The sequence below is a fragment of the Prevotella sp. LMAG:51 genome (genome assembly GCF_008680225.1).
In the GTDB taxonomy this organism is placed as follows: Bacteria; Bacteroidota; Bacteroidia; order Bacteroidales; family Bacteroidaceae; genus Prevotella; species Prevotella pectinovora.
Map to the genome: position 1 here is coordinate 181,228 of NZ_NALQ01000026.1, position 19,087 is coordinate 200,314.

At 44.3% G+C, this 19,087-nt stretch carries 18 protein-coding genes; all 18 read left to right on the plus strand.

Annotation, left to right across the window (positions count from 1 at the left end; genetic code table 11):
• The first annotated feature begins 526 nt into the window (after positions 1-526).
• A complete protein-coding gene (locus CCC32_RS09955; protein ID WP_042519658.1) occupies positions 527-2,275 on the plus strand; it encodes a phospho-sugar mutase in 1,749 nt (582 codons plus the stop codon).
• A 307-nt stretch (positions 2,276-2,582) separates the two neighbouring features.
• Complete coding sequence (locus CCC32_RS09960) at positions 2,583-3,242, plus strand: MgtC/SapB family protein (protein WP_022316487.1); 660 nt, start codon at positions 2,583-2,585, stop codon at positions 3,240-3,242.
• Between the two features lie 286 nt (positions 3,243-3,528).
• Complete coding sequence (gene rpmB / locus CCC32_RS09965) at positions 3,529-3,792, plus strand: 50S ribosomal protein L28 (protein WP_022316486.1); 264 nt, start codon at positions 3,529-3,531, stop codon at positions 3,790-3,792.
• Between the two features lie 4 nt (positions 3,793-3,796).
• On the plus strand, positions 3,797-3,985 hold the full coding sequence (gene rpmG, locus CCC32_RS09970; RefSeq protein WP_022316485.1) for a 50S ribosomal protein L33: 189 nt from the start codon (positions 3,797-3,799) through the stop codon (positions 3,983-3,985).
• Between the two features lie 21 nt (positions 3,986-4,006).
• Complete coding sequence (locus tag CCC32_RS09975; RefSeq protein ID WP_022316484.1) at positions 4,007-4,162, plus strand: DUF4295 domain-containing protein; 156 nt, start codon at positions 4,007-4,009, stop codon at positions 4,160-4,162.
• A 129-nt stretch (positions 4,163-4,291) separates the two neighbouring features.
• Complete coding sequence (gene ftsY / locus CCC32_RS09980; RefSeq protein ID WP_022316483.1) at positions 4,292-5,245, plus strand: signal recognition particle-docking protein FtsY; 954 nt, start codon at positions 4,292-4,294, stop codon at positions 5,243-5,245.
• Entirely contained in the window at positions 5,242-6,582 is a 1,341-nt protein-coding gene (gene rimO / locus CCC32_RS09985; RefSeq protein WP_287074170.1) for a 30S ribosomal protein S12 methylthiotransferase RimO, read from the plus strand. The genes ftsY and rimO overlap by 4 nt, the downstream gene beginning before the upstream one ends.
• Before the next feature lie 21 nt (positions 6,583-6,603).
• A complete protein-coding gene (locus CCC32_RS09990) occupies positions 6,604-6,891 on the plus strand; it encodes an HU family DNA-binding protein (RefSeq protein WP_022316481.1) in 288 nt (95 codons plus the stop codon).
• Positions 6,892-6,906: 15 nt separating this feature from the next.
• On the plus strand, positions 6,907-8,400 hold the full coding sequence (locus CCC32_RS09995; protein WP_287074172.1) for an HU family DNA-binding protein: 1,494 nt from the start codon (positions 6,907-6,909) through the stop codon (positions 8,398-8,400).
• A gap of 131 nt (positions 8,401-8,531) precedes the next feature.
• Positions 8,532-9,527, plus strand: a complete 996-nt coding sequence (locus CCC32_RS10000) for an AAA family ATPase (protein WP_022316479.1) — start codon at positions 8,532-8,534, stop codon at positions 9,525-9,527.
• Positions 9,527-10,396: a DUF58 domain-containing protein gene (locus CCC32_RS10005; protein ID WP_042519654.1), complete on the plus strand. Its 870-nt coding sequence runs from the start codon at positions 9,527-9,529 to the stop codon at positions 10,394-10,396. Before CCC32_RS10000 ends, CCC32_RS10005 begins: the two co-directional genes overlap by 1 nt.
• Positions 10,397-10,426: 30 nt before the next feature.
• Positions 10,427-11,491: a hypothetical protein gene (locus CCC32_RS10010; RefSeq protein ID WP_287074175.1), complete on the plus strand. Its 1,065-nt coding sequence runs from the start codon at positions 10,427-10,429 to the stop codon at positions 11,489-11,491.
• Positions 11,492-11,501: 10 nt separating this feature from the next.
• Complete coding sequence (locus CCC32_RS10015) at positions 11,502-12,500, plus strand: vWA domain-containing protein (protein WP_042519651.1); 999 nt, start codon at positions 11,502-11,504, stop codon at positions 12,498-12,500.
• A gap of 129 nt (positions 12,501-12,629) precedes the next feature.
• The gene (locus CCC32_RS10020; RefSeq protein WP_287074176.1) at positions 12,630-13,649 is read left to right on the plus strand and encodes a vWA domain-containing protein; all 1,020 of its coding nucleotides are present in this window, start codon (positions 12,630-12,632) and stop codon (positions 13,647-13,649) included.
• A 24-nt stretch (positions 13,650-13,673) separates the two neighbouring features.
• Positions 13,674-14,363, plus strand: a complete 690-nt coding sequence (locus CCC32_RS10025) for a tetratricopeptide repeat protein (RefSeq protein ID WP_353756479.1) — start codon at positions 13,674-13,676, stop codon at positions 14,361-14,363.
• A 47-nt stretch (positions 14,364-14,410) separates the two neighbouring features.
• Positions 14,411-16,978: a BatD family protein gene (locus CCC32_RS10030; RefSeq protein WP_287074179.1), complete on the plus strand. Its 2,568-nt coding sequence runs from the start codon at positions 14,411-14,413 to the stop codon at positions 16,976-16,978.
• 9 nt (positions 16,979-16,987) lie between these two features.
• The gene (locus CCC32_RS10035) at positions 16,988-17,668 is read left to right on the plus strand and encodes a phosphatase PAP2 family protein (protein ID WP_042519647.1); all 681 of its coding nucleotides are present in this window, start codon (positions 16,988-16,990) and stop codon (positions 17,666-17,668) included.
• A gap of 188 nt (positions 17,669-17,856) precedes the next feature.
• Positions 17,857-19,074 carry an S-adenosylmethionine:tRNA ribosyltransferase-isomerase gene (locus tag CCC32_RS10040; RefSeq protein ID WP_287074473.1) on the plus strand — a complete coding sequence of 406 codons (1,218 nt, stop codon included), beginning with the start codon at positions 17,857-17,859 and terminating at the stop codon, positions 19,072-19,074.
• The last annotated feature ends 13 nt before the right edge of the window (positions 19,075-19,087 follow it).

Here is a 19,087-nt window from a genome sequence, read left to right on the forward strand (position 1 = left end):
CACGTTGTCAAGGCACTTTGTAAATTAATTTATCAAATCAGTCAAATATACTTACGTTTTCACGTTGATTGCCATGAAATACTTGAAGAATGTTTGGCGTTTTTGATATTTAGTGTATCTTTGCACTATAAAAAACATGAATACATATATATAAGTGAGATTTTTTTCAGTAACCAAGCATATAACAAGCATCCTGAGTTCGACAGGCCCAATCTCATCGAACGGCTGGTTTTCCTGAAGATGGCAAAGGCGATGACGGAACAGGGAATCGTATGACGACGCCCCAAGGACAAGCGTTGGGCTGCCTTAACGAAACTAACCTTTATATACTATGATGCATCCCGGGTGTTTCGCAGAAATGTGGGGCGCCCTTTCTTTTTGCATTTTTTTTGAATAATGCATGCATAATTGTTTTTCTACTTGGATAAAATACACTATCTTTGCAATGGGCATGTTTACCGCCACTCTTCGGAGACGGCAACTTTCAGACAGTCTAAAAACAATAATCTAAAACAAAATAGCAATTATGGAAAATAGCAAAGAACTCATCGCATTGTGTGAAGAGAGAGCCAAGCAGTGGCTTTCTCCGGCTTTCGACGAAGAAACACGCACAGAAGTCAAGGCTATGCTCGACGCTGAAGACAAATCGGCGCTGATTGACGCTTTCTATCAGAACCTGGAATTCGGTACAGGCGGACTGAGAGGCATCATGGGAGCCGGAACAAACCGCATGAACAAGTATATTGTAGGAATGGCGACACAGGGATTCGCAAACTATATCCTGAAAGCATTCCCCGGCGAAGAGGGACTGAGCGTGGTGGTAGGCCACGACTGCAGAAACAATTCCAGACTCTTTGCCGAGACCGTGGCGGCAATATTCTCAGCCAACGGTATAAAGGTTTACCTCTTCGAAAGCCTGCGCCCGACACCGGAAATATCTTTCGCCATAAGAAAGCTCGGAGCTAAGGCAGGAGTGAATGTGACAGCATCCCACAACCCTAAAGAGTACAACGGATACAAGGCTTACTGGAGCGACGGAGCACAGGTGCTCTCGCCACACGACACAGGAATCATCGAAGAGGTGAACAAAGTGAAGATGGAAGACGTGAAGGCAGAAGCCAACAAAGATCTCATCAAGATAATCGGCGGAGAAATGGACTATGACTACATGCAGGCTGTTCACACGGCAATGATAGACCAGGACGTCATCAACCGACAGAAAGACCTCAATATCGTATACTCGCCAATGCACGGAACGGGTAGGGTGATTGTGCCTCTCTGCCTGCGCTCATGGGGATTCCAGAATATCAACGTCGTGCCGGAGCAGATGGTGGTAGACGGAAACTTCCCCACTGTAGTGTCGCCAAACCCGGAGAATTCCGAGGCCATGACTCTCGGAATGAAACTCGGAACAAAGCTCAATGCCGACCTCGTGGTGGCCACCGACCCTGATGCCGACCGCCTCGCTATAGTATGCCGCGACGACAAGGGAGAGTGGGTGATCATCAACGGAAACCAGACTTGCATGATGTTCTGCTATTACATCATAGAAAACAAGAAGAAACTGGGCAAGCTGAAGCCTACAGACTATCTCGTGAAGACTATTGTGACGACAGAAGTCATCGCCGAGATAGCAAAGAAGAACAATGTGGAACTCAGAGACTGCTACACCGGATTCAAGTGGATTGCACGCGAAATAGCCATCTCTGAGGGCAAGCAAGACTATATCGGAGGAGGAGAGGAAAGCTTCGGATTCCTGCCTTACGACAAGGTGAGAGACAAGGACGCTCCTGCTTCAATATGCCTCATCTGTGAAATAGCAGCATGGGCAAAAGACCAGGGCAAGACGCTCTACGACCTGCTCATGCAGATATATCTCGAATACGGATTCTCAAAGGAATTCACAGTCAATGTGGTTCGCCCGGGAAAGAGCGGAGCCGATGAAATCAAGCAGATGATGGAGAACTTCCGCAACAATCCTCCTAAAGAGCTCGGAGGTAGCAAGGTGGTGCTCTGGAAAGACTACAAGACACTGGAGGCAAAGAAGGCAGACGGAACCGTGGAGAAACTCGATATGCCGACCACAAGCAACGTGCTCCAGTGGTTCTGCGACGACAAGACAAAGGTCAGCGTCCGTCCTTCCGGCACAGAGCCTAAAATCAAATTCTATCTTGAAGTTAAAGACACGATGAAGTGTGCTGGATGCTACCAGCGCTGCAGCAAGGCTGCCGACGAAAAGATAGAGGCAATCAAGAAATCTCTCGGACTGGATTGACAAAACAATACTTGCAGGCGAAATCCTGCAGACAATTGTGAAATATAATAGTTTAAGCCAATATGCGGTTATGCTTGATGCTCGGCCACATATTGGCTTTTGCCTGATTTCATCGGGTATTCTGACAACAGCAACCTCTGGCAGCCTGCCGATGGAAACGCATTTTTTTCGATTCGCTTTTCGACCGTGTCGTTCTTTTTCACGTCATGAAAGTTTGTATTGTTCCCGATTATTAGTAAATTTGCATCTGGATGCTCGCCATGTCGATTGTGGCAGGCTTTGATTTGATAAACTCTTGATATTAGCTATGGAAGCTTCATATGTAGATTTGACCATTCGTCTTTCGCTCGCCCTTGTGCTGGGAGGAGCGATAGGCATAGAGCGGGAGTATAGAGCCAAGGAGGCAGGATTCCGCACCCATTTCCTCGTGGCGTTGGGTAGTGCGCTGTTTTGCGTGGTGTCGCAGTTCGGTTTCGGCTTCGACCTGAAGGATTCATCACGTGTGGCGGCACAGGTCGTGTCGGGCATCGGATTCCTTGGAGCAGGAACAATCATCTTTCAGAAAAACGTGGTGCGCGGACTCACAACGGCAGCCGGCTTGTGGGTGACGGCGGCCATAGGACTGGCTTGTGGTACGGGAATGTATCTGGCCGCCACCATTGCCACGGTAATGGTGCTGTTCGGTCTCGAAGTGATAAATGCCCTGATTCCGCAGCTCGGCTCTACGGTGGTTGATCTGTCCTTTTCCGCACCTTCGATAGAAAGCATCCGACAGCTTATAGCAAAAATGCGGCACGACGGCATGGACGTGAGGTCGTATGAGATAAAGGAGCGGCGTACATCACAGGGAGAATTCCTAGAGGCAAACCTTCACCTTAAAGTAAAGCGTGGGTCGAACGACAAACTGCGCGTCATAGATTATATGGACCAGTTTACCGACGTTACGATATCCGCGGTAGAGGTGTAATTCTCCTTGCCTGTGATGCACAGGCTTGAAAGAGTAAGTTGGAGCGCTGCAATCTACTGATATTGACATATACTTTGTCCATTATATTATGATGACACTATTCCGGTCAGATGGTTATAATCGCTTGATAACTTGAATAGTTATGGATTAGCAGCGTTTAAACGTAAAAAAAACTTAATTTAATAACTGTGTAGTAGGAAAACTTTGCTAAATCGGAAAAAGTTTGTAATTTTGCACCCTGTTTGGAATAAGTATCAAAAGGAAACAACAAAAAACGTAGATAGAAATGTCTAAAATTTGTCAAATCACGGGAAAGAAAGCCCAGATGGGTAATAACGTATCCCACTCAAAGCATCGCACAAAGCGCAGCTTTGACGTAAATCTGTTTAATAAGAAATTCTATTATGTAGAAGAGCAGTGCTGGATTAGTCTGAAGATTAGTGCTGCAGGTCTTCGTCTGATTAACAAGGCTGGTCTCGATGCAGCTCTCAAGATGGCTGTATCTAAGGGCTATTGTGATTGGAAAGATATAAAAGTTATAGGAGAATAATACAATGGCAAAGAAGGCTAAAGGCAACCGCGTTCAGGTAATCCTTGAATGCACTGAGATGAAAGAGAGCGGAATGCCGGGAACAAGTCGTTACGTAACGACCAAGAACCGCAAGAACACTCCTGAGAGAATGGAGCTGAAGAAATACAATCCTATTCTCAAGAGAATGACTCTCCACAAAGAAATTAAATAATCTAATAAAATACATTAGAAAATGGCAAAGAAAGCAGTCGCCACCCTTCGTGATGGTTCAAACGATGGTCGCGCATATACAAAGGTTATAAAGATGGTAAAGAGCCCCAAGACAGGTGCCTATTGTTTCGATGAGCGTATGGTTCCCAATGAGGCTGTGAAAGATTTCTTCAAATAAATCTATCTCTTAAATGATATTAAGGGCTGCAATTACAGGTTGCAGCCCTTTTTTCGTTAGCTTGTTGGTTTTTTATTTGTGGAAATGAGCTTTTTTGCGTAATTTTGTAGCATAATATAAAATATCATTATGGGATTTTTCGGACTATTCACAAAGAAAAATAAAGAGACCCTTGACAAAGGACTCGAAAAAACAAAACAGAGCGTGTTCTCAAAACTCGCTCATGTGGTGGCAGGCAAATCTAAGGTTGATGACGAAGTGCTTGACGACCTGGAGGAAGTGTTGATAACTTCCGACGTGGGGGTAGACACTACCATCAAAATAATAAACAGTATAGAGGAGCGTGTGGCAAGAGACAAGTATGTCTCCACCTCTGAGCTGAACGGTATTCTGAGAGATGAAATATCAAAGCTCCTCGATGACAGCAATGATGTGACGGACTGGAACCTGCCGGAGGGTCGCAAACCATACGTCGTACTCGTTGTCGGAGTGAATGGAGTGGGGAAGACCACGACAATCGGAAAACTCGCAAAACAGTTCAAAAACGCAGGAAAGAAAGTCTATCTCGGAGCGGCCGACACGTTCAGGGCTGCTGCCGTAGAGCAGTTGTGCATCTGGGGAGAGAGAGTCGGAGTGCCTGTAGTAAAACAACAGATGGGTGCAGACCCTGCAAGCGTAGCTTACGACACGTTAAGCTCTGCTATGGCTAATGATGCTGACGTGGTGCTTATTGACACGGCAGGAAGGCTACACAACAAGGTGGGACTAATGAACGAGCTGAAGAAAATAAAGGATGTGCTGAAGAAACTCATACCGACCGCACCGGACGAGGTGATGCTCGTGCTCGACGGCTCTACAGGACAGAACGCCTTTGAGCAGGCAAAACAGTTTGCTGCCGTTACTCAGATTACGAGCCTGGCCATAACGAAACTCGATGGTACTGCAAAGGGCGGCGTAGTGATAGGAATATCAGACCAGCTCAAAGTGCCAGTGAAATACATAGGACTCGGAGAGGGTGTTGACGACCTTCAGATTTTTGACAAGAAACAATTCGTAGACTCATTATTCGATACAGACAAGTGATACGCGATCAGATAGATTTCATAACCATGGGGTGCTCCAAAAATCTTGTTGATACGGAGTCCCTGATGCGACGGTTCAAGAGAATCGGTTATACATGTACCCATGACTGCGACCATCCTGAGGGAGAGATTGCTATAATAAATACATGCGGATTTATAGGCGACGCAAAAGAGGAGAGCATAGAGATGATTCTCCGATTCGCTCAAGCTAAGGATGAAGGCTTGCTTGATAAATTGTTTGTAATGGGTTGCTTGTCACAGCGTTACAGAGAAGAATTGTCTGCGGAAATTCCACAGGTGGACAAGTTTTATGGCAAATTCGACTTCAAGGATCTGATTGATGATTTGGGAGCCGCAAAGGGATTTGTCTGCGAGAAAGCAACCGTATCGTCATGTGCGGACGGATCATTTAAACAAAAGACCACACCAGCTCATTATTCATACATAAAAATCAGTGAGGGATGTGACCGTCATTGTGCGTATTGTGCCATACCTATCATCACAGGAAAGCACAAGAGCCGCCCAATGGAAGATATAATTGCAGAGATGGAGACTCTCGTCAAGGAGGGTGTGAAAGAGTTCCAGATTATCGCTCAGGAACTTACGTATTATGGAGTGGACCTCTATGGCAGGCAAAGCATCGCTGAACTAGTGGAGAGAATGGCAAATGTTGAGGGAGTGGAATGGATACGATTGCATTATGCCTATCCAAACAACTTCCCGTTTGAATTGTTGGATGTAATTAGAAACCACGATAATGTCTGCAATTACCTCGACATCGCTTTGCAGCACGTCTCTGACCATATGCTGACTGCGATGCGGCGCAACACGTCAAGCCAGGAAACATACAAACTGATTGAGAAACTCAGAGAGGCTGTTCCAGGGATTTGCATCCGTACTACGTTGATGGTTGGATTCCCAGGCGAGACCGATGAGGATTTTGACGAGCTGGTGAAGTTCGTGAAATGGGCAAGATTCGAACGAATGGGAGCCTTTGCATATTCTGAGGAAGAAGGTACATATAGTGCAGAGCATTATAAAGATGACGTTCCATACGACGTGAAACAATGCCGTCTTGACAGACTTATGCGTGTGCAGGAGCGTATAAGTGCTGAGCTCGAAGCTGAGAAAATCGGAAAAGAACTGAAAGTTATTGTAGACCGCAGGGAAGGTGATTATTACATTGCGCGCAGCGAATACTCCTCACCAGAGGTTGACCCGGAGGTTCTTATCGAGGCCCATGACGGGATGGAATTGGAAATCGGAGGATTCTACATTGTCGAAATCACCGGTTCTGAAGAGTTTGATGTATATGCCACCGTATTGGGAAGGGCATAAATGTGTATAAGGAGAAACTATATGAACAACAAAAGTTTCATTTCTGAAGTGGCTAATCGTACGGGCATGGATCCTGAGGATGCTCAGATGTTTTCATACACGCTCGTAGATGTAATGAACGAGTGTTTTCAAAAAGGTGACGTTGTATCATTCAGCAACTTCGGTTCTTTTGAAGTCAAGAAACGTATGGAGCGTATAATGGTCTCGCCGAACACAAAGAAGAGAATGCTCGTCCCACCGAAATTGGTACTTTCCTTCAAGCCCTCGTCCACTATAAAAGAAAAAATAAAAAATGGAGGACTTCAATAAATGGGCAAGATATTGATGAAAGACATAGCCAGTCAGCTCGCGAAAAAGAAGAACATACGAATTTCAGAAGCAGAGAACTATCTTGATGCCTTCTTTGCCGTAATCCATGATGGCCTAAAGGCTGACAAACTTGTGAAGATAAAGGGATTTGGCACTTTCAAGCTTATAGAAGTCAGAGACCGCGAGAGCGTTGACGTGAATACTGGCGAGAGGGTGCTGATCGATGGTCATACGAAAATTACTTTCACACCCGAGAATTCGCTGAAGGAAATGGTGAACAAGCCATTTTCACAGTTCGAAACCGTTGAGCTGAACGATGGAGTTGAGTTTGGAAGTATGCCAAACGAAAACGTAGAAGCAGAAAACGGGAATATAGGTAATAAGGATAGTGAATCTGAGAATAATTCAACAGTCGATAACACTTCGGTTAGTGGAGAAAACTCCAGATTATCAGTTGATTATGGGAATGATGGCCATTGCGGGTCTGAATTAGACATTGCGAAAGAAGTTGGGTCGGATGACGGGATCGTTGAAGCCGAATCTGAAGCTGCTACTGAAGAAGAAGTAATATTGAATAATTCAACCGATACTCTTGACTCTCATAATTCACAATCAGGCAACACAGACGCTCTGGTGCATGCTGATAATGAAGCAGAATCTCGCATTTCCTTCAAGACTGAAGATGAACTATCGTTGGTTTCTGGAGAAACTCCAGATTCAGAATCAGAAACGGAAAAGGATCCAAGTGATAATCAGCCATCACAGTCAGCCCTGCAGGCTGGTGATAGCCCGAATGTTGTCGACGAGACATTTCCTGACTCCGACAATAATGCCCTGGACAACAAGGAAAAGTCACAAGATCCATTCGTGGTTAGCGATGAAACAGAGAGGCGAAATGCACAAGGACAATCTCAAATGGCTTATGTTGCTTCAGGAATTCCTGAAGGTGACACAAGAAAGGCGCATAAGAAAGCAGGAAATGTGAAACTTGTTCTTTTGTCGTTGCTTGCGTTGGCAAGCATTGCATCGGCTTTTGTTGCGGGTTTGTATCTTGGAGGCAAAAACGAAAGAAGTGTTCCTGCCAGTAAAGTTGTGGTTGTCAAAAAGGCTTATCCATCAAAGAAAAACGGTTATCAGAAGGCTGCAGTATCAAAGGCTGCCGACACCATAGCCACAAAGGTGAATATTGCAGGGGAAGACAATGTTGAGAAAGGGGGGAAGGCTGAAATAAAAGATGTACAAGATCATATTTCAGAAACTGAGAATTCTGAAATCCAAAGTGCAAAAAGAATGGTCAAGACAGGGGCATATGTGATAGAAGGTACCGACAGAACTGTGAAAGTGAAGGATGGTCAAACGATGAAGGTGCTCGCACGCCGTTATCTTGGAGAGGGAATGGAATGTTACCTTCAGGTGCATAACGGCAAATCTGAGGTTAAAGTTGGGGAAACTATAAATATTCCTAAACTTAAACTCAAGAAGAAAGCTGCGAATAACAAAGTTTCTTAAAATTAAGCGCCTGTCAACTCATTTTAATATTATTTATGTTCTAAATCTCTTATAACCGAATTTAAAATTATTACTTTTGCGGTATAAAGAGATTTGGAACATTTATTTTAACAAAATATACAACGAAAATCATGGCAGAAGTTATAGACATTAGAGAGCTAAACATTCTGATTGAACAACAAAGTGCTTTTATAACAAGCATCAAGCGTGGCATGGAAGGTGTCATTGTGGGACAAAAACACTTGGTGGACAGCCTGCTTATTGGTCTGCTGAGCGATGGACATATATTGCTGGAAGGTGTACCGGGATTGGCAAAGACCCTTGCCATCAAGACCCTTGCACAACTCGTCAACACAGAATTCAGCCGCATACAATTCACACCAGACCTGTTGCCGGCCGACGTTATTGGTACATTGATATATTCACAGAAGACCGAGAGCTTCCAAGTGAAGAAAGGTCCGGTATTCTCAAACTTCATTCTTGCAGATGAGATAAACCGTGCTCCGGCAAAGGTTCAGAGCGCATTGCTCGAGGCTATGCAGGAACATCAAGTGACAATCGGTAGTACAACATTTGACCTGCCAAGTCCTTTCCTAGTAATGGCAACTCAGAATCCTATAGAGCAGGAGGGAACATATCAGTTGCCAGAGGCGCAGGTAGACCGTTTTATGTTGAAAGTGATAATTGATTATCCCACTATCGAAGAGGAAAAGCAGATTATCAGGGAGAATCTCAATGGTCTGAAGGCAGATATCAAACCAGTTGTTGAAGCGTCTGAGATACTCAATGCCAGGAAAATAGTAAATCAAGTATATCTCGACGAAAAGATTGAGCAGTATATCGCAGATATCGTGTTTGCGACACGTTATCCTGAGCGTTATGGATTGGAGAATATCAAACCTCTGATAACCTTTGGAGGAAGCCCTCGTGCCAGCATCAATCTGGCCAAAGCTGCCAGAGCGTATGCATTTATCAATCACAGAGGATATGTGGTACCAGAGGATGTACGTTCCGTAGCATATGACGTATTGCGTCACCGCATTGGACTTTCTTACGAGGCTGAGGCAGACAACGTGACAGGAGAGGAGATCATAAGTAAAATATTAAATAAAGTGGAGGTTCCTTGATGGAAGCTCAGGATTTGTTGAAGAAGGTCCGCAAGATTGAAATCCATTCTCGCGGACTTAGCAATAATATATTTGCTGGTCAATATCACTCGGCCTTCAAAGGACGAGGAATGGCCTTTAGCGAAGTGCGTGCATATCAGTATGGCGATGACGTGCGTGATATAGACTGGAATGTCACAGCAAGGATGAATTCACCATATGTGAAGGTGTATGAAGAAGAGCGAGAACTTACTGTAATGCTGCTTATCGACGTCAGCGCATCTCTTGACTTCGGCACCCGCATGCAGACAAAGCGTGACAAGGCAACGGAGATTGCGGCAACATTGGCTTTCAGTGCGATACAGAATAACGATAAGATTGGAGTAGTGTTCTTTTCTGACAAGATAGAAAAGTATATTCCGCCCAAGAAAGGAAGAAAACACATATTGTATATAATCCACGAGATGCTTGACTTTCATCCTGAGAGCAAGCGCACAGATATATCCTGTGCTCTTCAGTTCCTTTACAGTGCCGTGAAGCATCGTTGTACCGCTTTCATTCTTAGTGACTTCTATTACAGAGGTGATTATGAGAAGCAGATGATAGTGTGCTGCAAGAAGCATGATGTCGTGGCTATACAACTATACGACCAGTTCGCAAGAGAGCTGCCCGATGTGGGGCTCATCAAGATATGTGATGCCGAGACTTCACATGAGATGTATATCGACACGAGTGACAAGAAGCTACGTCAGGCGCATCGCCAATATTGGCAGGAGAGGAGGGCGTCACTCGATAGACTGTTCAGCAAGACCAATACTGACAATATCTCAATTGCTACGAATGAAGACTATGTGAAGAGCCTCATACAACTCTTTAAGCTGAGGTCGTAAATACTTTATTCATAAGATTTTATAACAAAGATGAAACGATTATTTCTATCTATATTGTTTGTGTCGCTCACAATGTCGATATGGTCGCAGGTGACCATAGACCAGAAGATCGACACTATGCAGATATTGATAGGTGAACAGACCAAGTTGACCCTTAGTGTCACCCTTGATGAGAAGCATCATAAGGTGTCATTCCCTAAGTTCGAAAGATCGCAATATATCACCCCAGGAGTGGAAGTACTGGAGTGCAGTAATATCGACACATTAGGAGTTGAAGATAATCTCATAAAATACAGCAAGTCTTATACGCTTACTTCATTCGACGAGAAATTATATTGCATTCCATCACAGAGCATAAAGGTAGACGGAAAGTCGTATCAGACTAAGGATCTCGCATTGAAAGTAATGACGATGCCTGTGGATACAGTACACACAGAGAAGTTCTACGGTCCGAAGTACGTGCAGGACAATCCTTTCAGCTGGGGCGAATGGGCAACGGTCTTCGGATATTCAATATTGTTTGTATTATTGCTAATACTGCTTGCATATCTGATAAACAGACTAAATACCAACAAGTCTGTAATAAAACCGATAAAATTCATCAAGAAAGTATCTGCCCATCAGAAGGCAATCACTGAGATAGAAAAGCTAAAAGAAGAGAAGGCGGCTGTTTCAGAAGATCAGAAGAGTTATTACACCCGCCTGACAATGATCCTTCGCCAGTATATAGCTGAGCGCTTCAATTTCGATGCTATGGAAATGACAAGCTCAGAAATTATAGAAAGGCTCCGGGATGAAAATGAGGGCGCGATTGAAGAGATGGTTAGTCTTTTCCGTACTGCAGACCTCGTGAAATTCGCAAAGTATTCTGTATTGGCCAACGAGAACGACCAAAATCTCGTCAATGCTCTATCGTTCATCAATGACACCAAGAAAGAGGAAGAGAAACCTGTAAAGCTAGTCGTTGAAGAGAATGAAGTAGAAAAGAAAGTCAAGAGTCAGCGCAGGACATTGAAGCTGGCTATAGTCGTGTTGACGGCAGCTGCACTTTTTGCGTTGATTGTAGTGATATATAAGGTTTATTTAATCGTGTAGAGAAAGTTTCATGGAATTTGCAAACATAGAATATTTGTTTTTACTCCTTCTGCTGATACCATATATATTATGGTGTCTGCTCTACAGGAAGAAATACGAACCAACATTCCGAATGGCTGATACCTTTGCCTATCAGAATGTTCACAAGAGTCTCAGGTTGCGGCTTATAGAATTGCCTCATCTGCTGCGCGTCTTGGTGTTCGTGTTGATAGTGATTGTCCTTGCTCGTCCGCAGACACGCAACAGTTGGGGCGAAAAAGAGACTGAGGGAATCGATATCATGTTGGCGATGGACGTATCGACAAGTATGCTCGCACAAGACCTCAAGCCAAACCGAATAGAAGCAGCAAAGGCCGTTGCGGCTGATTTCATATCGGACCGTGAGAACGACAATATCGGTCTTACTATATTTGCCGGTGAGGCTTTCACTCAATGTCCAATGACAACCGACCACCAATCGTTGTTGAATATGCTTGTGAATGTGCGAACAGACTTGGCCGAACGTTCTCTGATACAGGATGGAACGGCAATTGGAATGGGACTCGCCAACGCAGTAGCCCGTCTGAAAGACAGCAAGACGAAAAGCAAAGTCGTTATCTTGCTTACAGACGGTAGTAACAACATGGGTGACATATCACCACTAACGGCGGCTCAGATTGCCAAAAGCTACAATATCCGCGTATACACTATCGCCATCGGAAGCAAATCCCTTGCTCCTTATCCAATCAATGTGGGCGGAACTGTAAAATACGTTAACATGCGTGCAGATATAGACACACAGACCTTGCAGCGTATTGCCAATACTTCAGACGGTCAGTTCTACAGAGCTACAAATACTGCTGAACTGAAAAAGATATACAAGGACATCGACAAATTGGAAAAGACTCGTTTGAATACGAAAAACTTCTCCAAGCGTTCTGAAGCTTTTGTCCCATTCGCCATAGCGGCTGTATTGATTTTGATAATCGACATGTTGCTGAGGTTGACAGTATTCAGGCGTCTTCCTTAAAACCGTAGGGACATAAACAAGAAAACGATAGAGACAACAAACTTTCTGAGTTTAGTAGACTGCGTTAGAAGTTTGAGAGTCAACATCATACAATCAGGAAATAGCATATAAGCAAAAAACATAAACATTATGTTGAGATTCGCAAATCCGGAATATTTATATCTTCTGCTTGTCATACCGGTTCTGATGATAATCTGGACAGTGCAGACGAGAAGGAAGAGGAAACAAATAAACGGCATAGTAGACAAAGCACTACAAGAAGGGTTGATGCCAGGACGCTCAAAGTACAGGCCGCTTGTAAAGTTCTATATGACGCTCACGGCATTGGCATTGCTTATAATTGCTGCTGCCCGTCCGCAGGCAGGCATAAAGATAAGCAATGAGAAGCGAGCCGGAATCGAGGCAATGGTCGCATTGGACATAAGCAACTCCATGCTCGCTGAAGATGTGGCCCCATCTAGATTAGACCGCAGCAAGATGCTGATAGAAAATATGATCGATGGGTTCAAAGACGACAAGGTTGGTCTTGTGGTCTTTGCGGGTAGTTCATTCATACAATTGCCTATAACAACCGACTTCGTGTCTGCAAAGATGTTTCTTCAGAGTCTTACCCCCGGGCTTATTGCTACACAAGGAACAGACATAGGTGGAGCCATCAATATGTGCTGCAGCAGCTTTACCAAGAAAAACAATCTGGGAAGGGCCATAGTGCTTATAACCGATGGCGAAGACCACGAGGGAGGCGCCATAGAGGCTGCCAAGAAGGCAAAGAAAATGGGTATTAACGTATTTGTGTTAGGAATCGGACAGCCTAAAGGCGGACTTATTCCAGACGGGCATGGCGGATATATGCGTGACAACCACGGCAATGAAGTCGTGTCTGTACTCAACGAGGATATGTGTCGCCAGATTGCAAAAGCTGGCGGAGGTTCTTATATCCATGTTGACAACACCAACAGCGCACAGGAGTTACTTGACGAAGAACTTGCCAAGTTACAGAAGGGCGACCTGTTGAATGCCGTATACAGTGAATATGACGAGCAGTATCAGACTTTTGTACTTCTGGCACTTTTCATTATAATAATCGAAGCACTCACGCTGGAAGTGAAAAACCCACTGTTCAGAAATATCAAACTGTTCAAGAAATAACATCCAGTATGTAACATGAGACCAATGATGATGATAATAAGAAAATACATAATAGCATTGCTCCTGCTGATTCCTGTGATTGCATCAGCACAGACCGACCGAGACTATATCCGGCAGGGCAACAAGGCTTACAAAGCCAAGCAATATCCTGAGTCGGAAGTGAGATACAGGAAGGCTTTGTCAATCAATCACGAAAACCCGCAAGCCCTTTATAACCTTGGATGTGCCCTCATGATGCAGAACAAGATGTCGGAAGCCGTAAAATTCTTCCAAAAGGCAGCAAGCACTGAGAAGAACAAGTTCAGAAAGTCAAAGTCTTATCATAACATAGGCGTCATCTGTCAGGGCAGTAAGATGTATCCAGATGCCATAAAAGCATATTCTGAGTCTTTGCGCAACAACCCTTCAGACAATGAAACTCGTTATAACCTTGTACTCTGTAAGAAGCTTCAGAAGGACAACAAGCAGAACGTCAAGAACAAACAGCAGAACCAGAGCGACAAAAACAAGGATAAAGGCAATAAAGACAAGCAGGAAAAGCAGAAAGATAAGCACCAGAAGCAAGATAAGCCGCAACAGAATCAACCTCAGATGAGCAAGGACAACGCTGAACAGCTTCTTAATGCAGCTATGCAGCAGGAACGAGAGACTCAAGAAAGGTTGAACCGCAGTCGCCAACAACAACAGACCAGGAGGCTGGAGAAGAATTGGTGATCCAGAGATAATTATATTATACGCCAGAAATACTTATATCATATAAAATGAAGAAAGTTATACTGAATATACTATTGGCATTTGCCATATCATTGTGTCACGCCCAGGGGCTGCATGTCTCAGTTCCCTCCCACGTGCAAACGGGAGAGAATTTCCGACTGACTTATGTGATTGACACGCAAGACGTTGGTGACCTGCATCTCGGCGGCATACCTGGAGCACTCGAAGTGATAACGGGTCCATACCGTTCGTCTCAGTCGAGCTATCAGGTGATAAACGGACATGCAAGCAGTTCATCATCCACGACATTCACATATATTCTGTGTGCCACGAAAGCTGGCTCGTATAGAATTCCTTCTGCCACAGTAGTGGCTAACGGGCGAAAATTCGCTTCACGTTCTGTACAAATAAAGGTGACGGGCAAGAGCATGTCGGCAAATGGCACGCCAAGGATGCACAATGGAGCTGACGACCAACCACGTATGAGGACTGCAGGATCTGAAATCCGCAATTCAGATCTCTTCATAAAGGTAAGTGCAAGCAAGAACAAGGTATATGAACAGGAGCCTGTGATACTGACATACAAAGTATATACGCTGGTAGATCTCAACGCACTTAAGGGTGACATGCCTGACCTTACAGGCTTCCACACGCTTGAAGTGCCATTGCCACAACAGAAATCCTTTCATATCGAAAACCACAATGGCAGACCATACCGTTGCGTAACATGGAGCCAGTACATAATGTATCCTCAGATGTCCGGAGCATTGAAGATACCAAGCATAGTGTTCAAGGGATCAGTAGTTCAGCAGAATAGAGACGTAGACCCAGTGGAAGCCTTTTTCAATGGTGGATCGGCTTATGTTGAAGTGAAACGCGACATTGTGGCACCTGGAATAACGCTAAATGTGTTGCCTCTGCCCGCCAGACCGGCAACGTTCTCTGGAGGAGTCGGCGTATTCAACATAAGTGCGCAGCTAAACAAGTCTGATATCAAGGCCAACGATCCGTTCACATTGCGTGTAGTGGTAAGCGGAAAGGGCAATTTGAAGCTCATCAAGACTCCAGTTGTCAACTTCCCTAAAGATTTCGATAAATATGACCCAAAGATAACCGACAAGACAAAGGTGACAGCCAACGGACTTGAAGGCAACATGATATACGATTTCATCGCTGTGCCAAGAAATCAGGGCGAGTATACGATTCCGGCCATTGAGTTCACATATTTTGACACTAACACGAATTCATACAAGACAATAAAGACCCAACCATTCACCATTAAAGTAGGCAAAGGTGATGGAAGCGGAACGTCCGTGAGCGACTATCAGTCAGATCTGCGCAACAAGGATATACAACCAATACACGAAGGTTTCGAGAGTTCGCATGATTTCGACGACATGTTCTTCTGTTCTACAGGATATTGGGTACTCATCACCATGATAATCCTGACATTCTCACTGCTGACCGTTGCCTCGAGAAAATACATCTCTTTGGGCAAGGACACCGTGAGAAGCAAGCGTTGTCTTGCAAACAGGCTTGCCCTGAAGCGCTTGAAGGCAGCTAATGACTCAATGCTGAAAGGAAATAGTTCCACATTCTATGAGGATATACTGAAAGCCATGTGGGGGTATGCCGAAGAGAAGTTTAATCTTTCAGCCGGAGAGCTCAACAGGAACAACGTGGAGAGTGTTTTGCTTGCCAACGGTGTAGGAGAAGAATTGTCAACGAAGTTCATAGGAATCATTGATGCCTGTGAGCTGGAACGATATTCACAGTCTTCTATGTCGAATGACATGAATACTATTTTCGAAGATGCAATGAATACGATAACACAGATAGAAGATTCACTGAAGGACAGCAAGAAAAAATCAAACAAACTGATTCTCGCCCTCATGTTTCTCGTACTGACAGCATTGCCTGCATCCGCAATAACAAAGGAGAATGCTGACAACGAGTACAAAAAAGGCAACTATCAGCAGGCAATAAAAGATTATAACGAGTTGCTGAAGACCACGAAGAGTGCTGATTTGTATTATAACCTGGGCAATGCCTATTACCGTACAGACAACATTACTTTTGCCATACTCAGCTATGAGCGTGCACTATTGTTGTCGCCGAGCGACGACGACATCAAGCTGAATCTGCAGATAGCACAGTCAAAGACGATAGACAAGATCACACCGGAAGCAGAGATGTTCCTGGTGCAATGGTATAAGTCGCTGGTCAATCTTATGGGTATCGACTCATGGGCGGCATTGTCAATTTTTTCTCTCGTGCTCACTCTGGCATTCTTCACTTTATATCTACTTTCGGTCAAGGTAACGAGACGCAAAGTTGGCTTCTTTGCAGGAATGTTTTTCGCCGTTCTGTTCGTACTTTCCCAGATTTGTGCATATCAACAAAAGAGCCAGTATCAGAATCGGAGAGGAGCAATCGTGGTAGTGCCATCGTTGCAGCTGAAAGACGTGCCTGATGATAAAGGGAAAAGTGTTACAGTAATACATGAAGGAACACGTGTTGACATCATAGATGACTCGATGAAAGACTGGAAACACGTAAAGCTAGGTGACAATAGGGAGGGATGGCTTCATTCTTCTCAAATTCAGAAAATCTAAATATCGAAAATGACAGGGAATATAGATTTAGCCATATTGCAGATGGTCAACGGCAGCGAATCATCGTTCCTCGACGGACTGATGGTTACGTTGACTTCCGGGTTCACATGGATACCGCTCTATATCGCATTGCTTTATCTCGTGATAAGCAACAATGACAACATGACCAAGATAATGCTGATAATACTGTGTGGAATCGGTTGCGTGATGTTCTCTGGAGGAATCTGTGACTTTATCATCAAGCCTATGATAGGAAGGACACGACCTATCAACGATGACATGCTTGACGGAATAATATATACAGTAGGGGATATGAGCAACAAAGACTTCAGTTTCTTCTCGTCACACGCAGCAAACACAACCAGCTTGACAATGTTCTTCTCACTGTTGGTGAGAAACAGGAAATTTACTGTCGCAATGACGGCATGGGCTCTGATTAATTGCTACACAAGGCTGTACCTCGGAATGCATTATCCTTTCGACGTGTTGGTAGGCATAGCTTGGGGAGCGCTTGTTGGACTACTTTTATATTTAGTATATCTCAAGGTCTACGACAGGATGTTTCCCGATGTGGAATTCATTTCCAGCCAGTATACTTCTAAAGGCTATACAATAATTACTATCGACATTGTATTGCTCACAATGTCACTCTTGTTTCTCTATGCCATACTAAGATCGTTTATAAGTTAGAATAGCCAGTTTGCAGGTCGGAAACATAACGTTTGTCTGGTATAAGCCGCCTGTTTATTGCATGTAATCAACCTATTTGTCTGATGCAAACCACCTGTTTACCTGATGTAGACAGTTTGGTTATACCATCAAGACATGGCATCCACCAAGTTATAAAAGCAAATTTAAAGAATTTATCAAATATGGAAATGGACGTAAAACGGATAAGAATCAGCGATTACAATTATCCTTTGCCAGATGAGAAGATTGCAAAATTCCCATTGGCAAAGAGAGACGAAAGCAAGTTGTTGATATACAACCACGGAAAGATAGAGGAAGACATTTTCCACAACATATCAAGCCATTTGCCAAAGGGTGCTATGATGGTGTTCAACAACACGAAAGTGATACAGGCACGCCTCCACTTCAGAAAGGATACAGGAGCTCTCATCGAAATATTTCTTCTTGAGCCCCATACTCCCGCTGACTATGAACAGATGTTTCAGACCACGAGAGAGTGCTCATGGCTATGCATCGTTGGAAACCTGAAAAAATGGAAAGGACAGGAATTGAAGCGTGAGGTTAACATCAAGGGAATCTGCGTGACATTACGCGCCAACTATGTTGAGGAACATCATACCTCGCATCTCATACGTTTCTCCTGGGACGGCGACAAGGTCTCGTTTGCAGATATACTTGAGGCGATGGGTGAACTGCCTATACCGCCTTATCTCAACCGCGAGACACAGGAGAGTGACAAAACCACATATCAGACGGTATATTCCAAGATAAAGGGAAGTGTGGCTGCGCCGACCGCAGGACTGCATTTCACAGACTCTGTGCTCTCCGATCTCGACAACCATGGCATCGACCGTGAGGAAATCACGCTGCACGTAGGAGCCGGCACGTTCAAACCTGTAAAATCCGAAGAAATAGGAGGCCATGATATGCATTCTGAGTTCATCTGTGTGCATAGGAGTACACTCGAAAAGCTCATAAGTCACGACTGCAAGACTATTGCCGTGGGTACAACGAGCGTAAGAACCCTTGAAAGCCTATATTATCTGGGACTAAAGTTACACGCGGATAAAGAAATTGAAGAGTCCAAGCTTCACATAGGACAATGGGAACCTTACGACGAGAACCAGCCGAAACTCAAACCACAAGAGGCGATAAACGCAATTCTTGACTATATGTCAGCAAAGAGGATAAGCACCATTCATTTCTCCACACAGATAATTATCGTACCGGGTTACGATTACAAGATTGTCAAGATGCTTGTCACCAATTTCCATCAGCCCCAAAGCACTCTGCTGCTGCTTGTCAGCGCATTCGTCAACGGCGATTGGAAATCAATCTACGATTATGCATTGTCACACGAGTTCAGATTCCTGAGCTATGGCGACAGCTCTTTATTAATACCATAACGAAAAAAGAAAA

Bases quoted from the DNA above. Each gene is read 5' to 3' on its own strand.
- CCC32_RS09955 (WP_042519658.1), top strand. From the start codon at position 527: ATGGAAAATAGCAAAGAACTCATCGCATTGTGTGAAGAGAGAGCCAAG.
- CCC32_RS09960 (WP_022316487.1), top strand. From the start codon at position 2,583: ATGGAAGCTTCATATGTAGATTTGACCATTCGTCTTTCGCTCGCCCTT.
- rpmB (WP_022316486.1), top strand. From the start codon at position 3,529: ATGTCTAAAATTTGTCAAATCACGGGAAAGAAAGCCCAGATGGGTAAT.
- rpmG (WP_022316485.1), top strand. From the start codon at position 3,797: ATGGCAAAGAAGGCTAAAGGCAACCGCGTTCAGGTAATCCTTGAATGC.
- CCC32_RS09975 (WP_022316484.1), top strand. From the start codon at position 4,007: ATGGCAAAGAAAGCAGTCGCCACCCTTCGTGATGGTTCAAACGATGGT.
- ftsY (WP_022316483.1), top strand. From the start codon at position 4,292: ATGGGATTTTTCGGACTATTCACAAAGAAAAATAAAGAGACCCTTGAC.
- CCC32_RS09990 (WP_022316481.1), top strand. From the start codon at position 6,604: ATGAACAACAAAAGTTTCATTTCTGAAGTGGCTAATCGTACGGGCATG.
- CCC32_RS09995 (WP_287074172.1), top strand. From the start codon at position 6,907: ATGAAAGACATAGCCAGTCAGCTCGCGAAAAAGAAGAACATACGAATT.
- CCC32_RS10000 (WP_022316479.1), top strand. From the start codon at position 8,532: ATGGCAGAAGTTATAGACATTAGAGAGCTAAACATTCTGATTGAACAA.
- CCC32_RS10005 (WP_042519654.1), top strand. From the start codon at position 9,527: ATGGAAGCTCAGGATTTGTTGAAGAAGGTCCGCAAGATTGAAATCCAT.
- CCC32_RS10010 (WP_287074175.1), top strand. From the start codon at position 10,427: ATGAAACGATTATTTCTATCTATATTGTTTGTGTCGCTCACAATGTCG.
- CCC32_RS10015 (WP_042519651.1), top strand. From the start codon at position 11,502: ATGGAATTTGCAAACATAGAATATTTGTTTTTACTCCTTCTGCTGATA.
- CCC32_RS10020 (WP_287074176.1), top strand. From the start codon at position 12,630: ATGTTGAGATTCGCAAATCCGGAATATTTATATCTTCTGCTTGTCATA.
- CCC32_RS10025 (WP_353756479.1), top strand. From the start codon at position 13,674: ATGATGATGATAATAAGAAAATACATAATAGCATTGCTCCTGCTGATT.
- CCC32_RS10030 (WP_287074179.1), top strand. From the start codon at position 14,411: ATGAAGAAAGTTATACTGAATATACTATTGGCATTTGCCATATCATTG.
- CCC32_RS10035 (WP_042519647.1), top strand. From the start codon at position 16,988: ATGACAGGGAATATAGATTTAGCCATATTGCAGATGGTCAACGGCAGC.
- CCC32_RS10040 (WP_287074473.1), top strand. From the start codon at position 17,857: ATGGACGTAAAACGGATAAGAATCAGCGATTACAATTATCCTTTGCCA.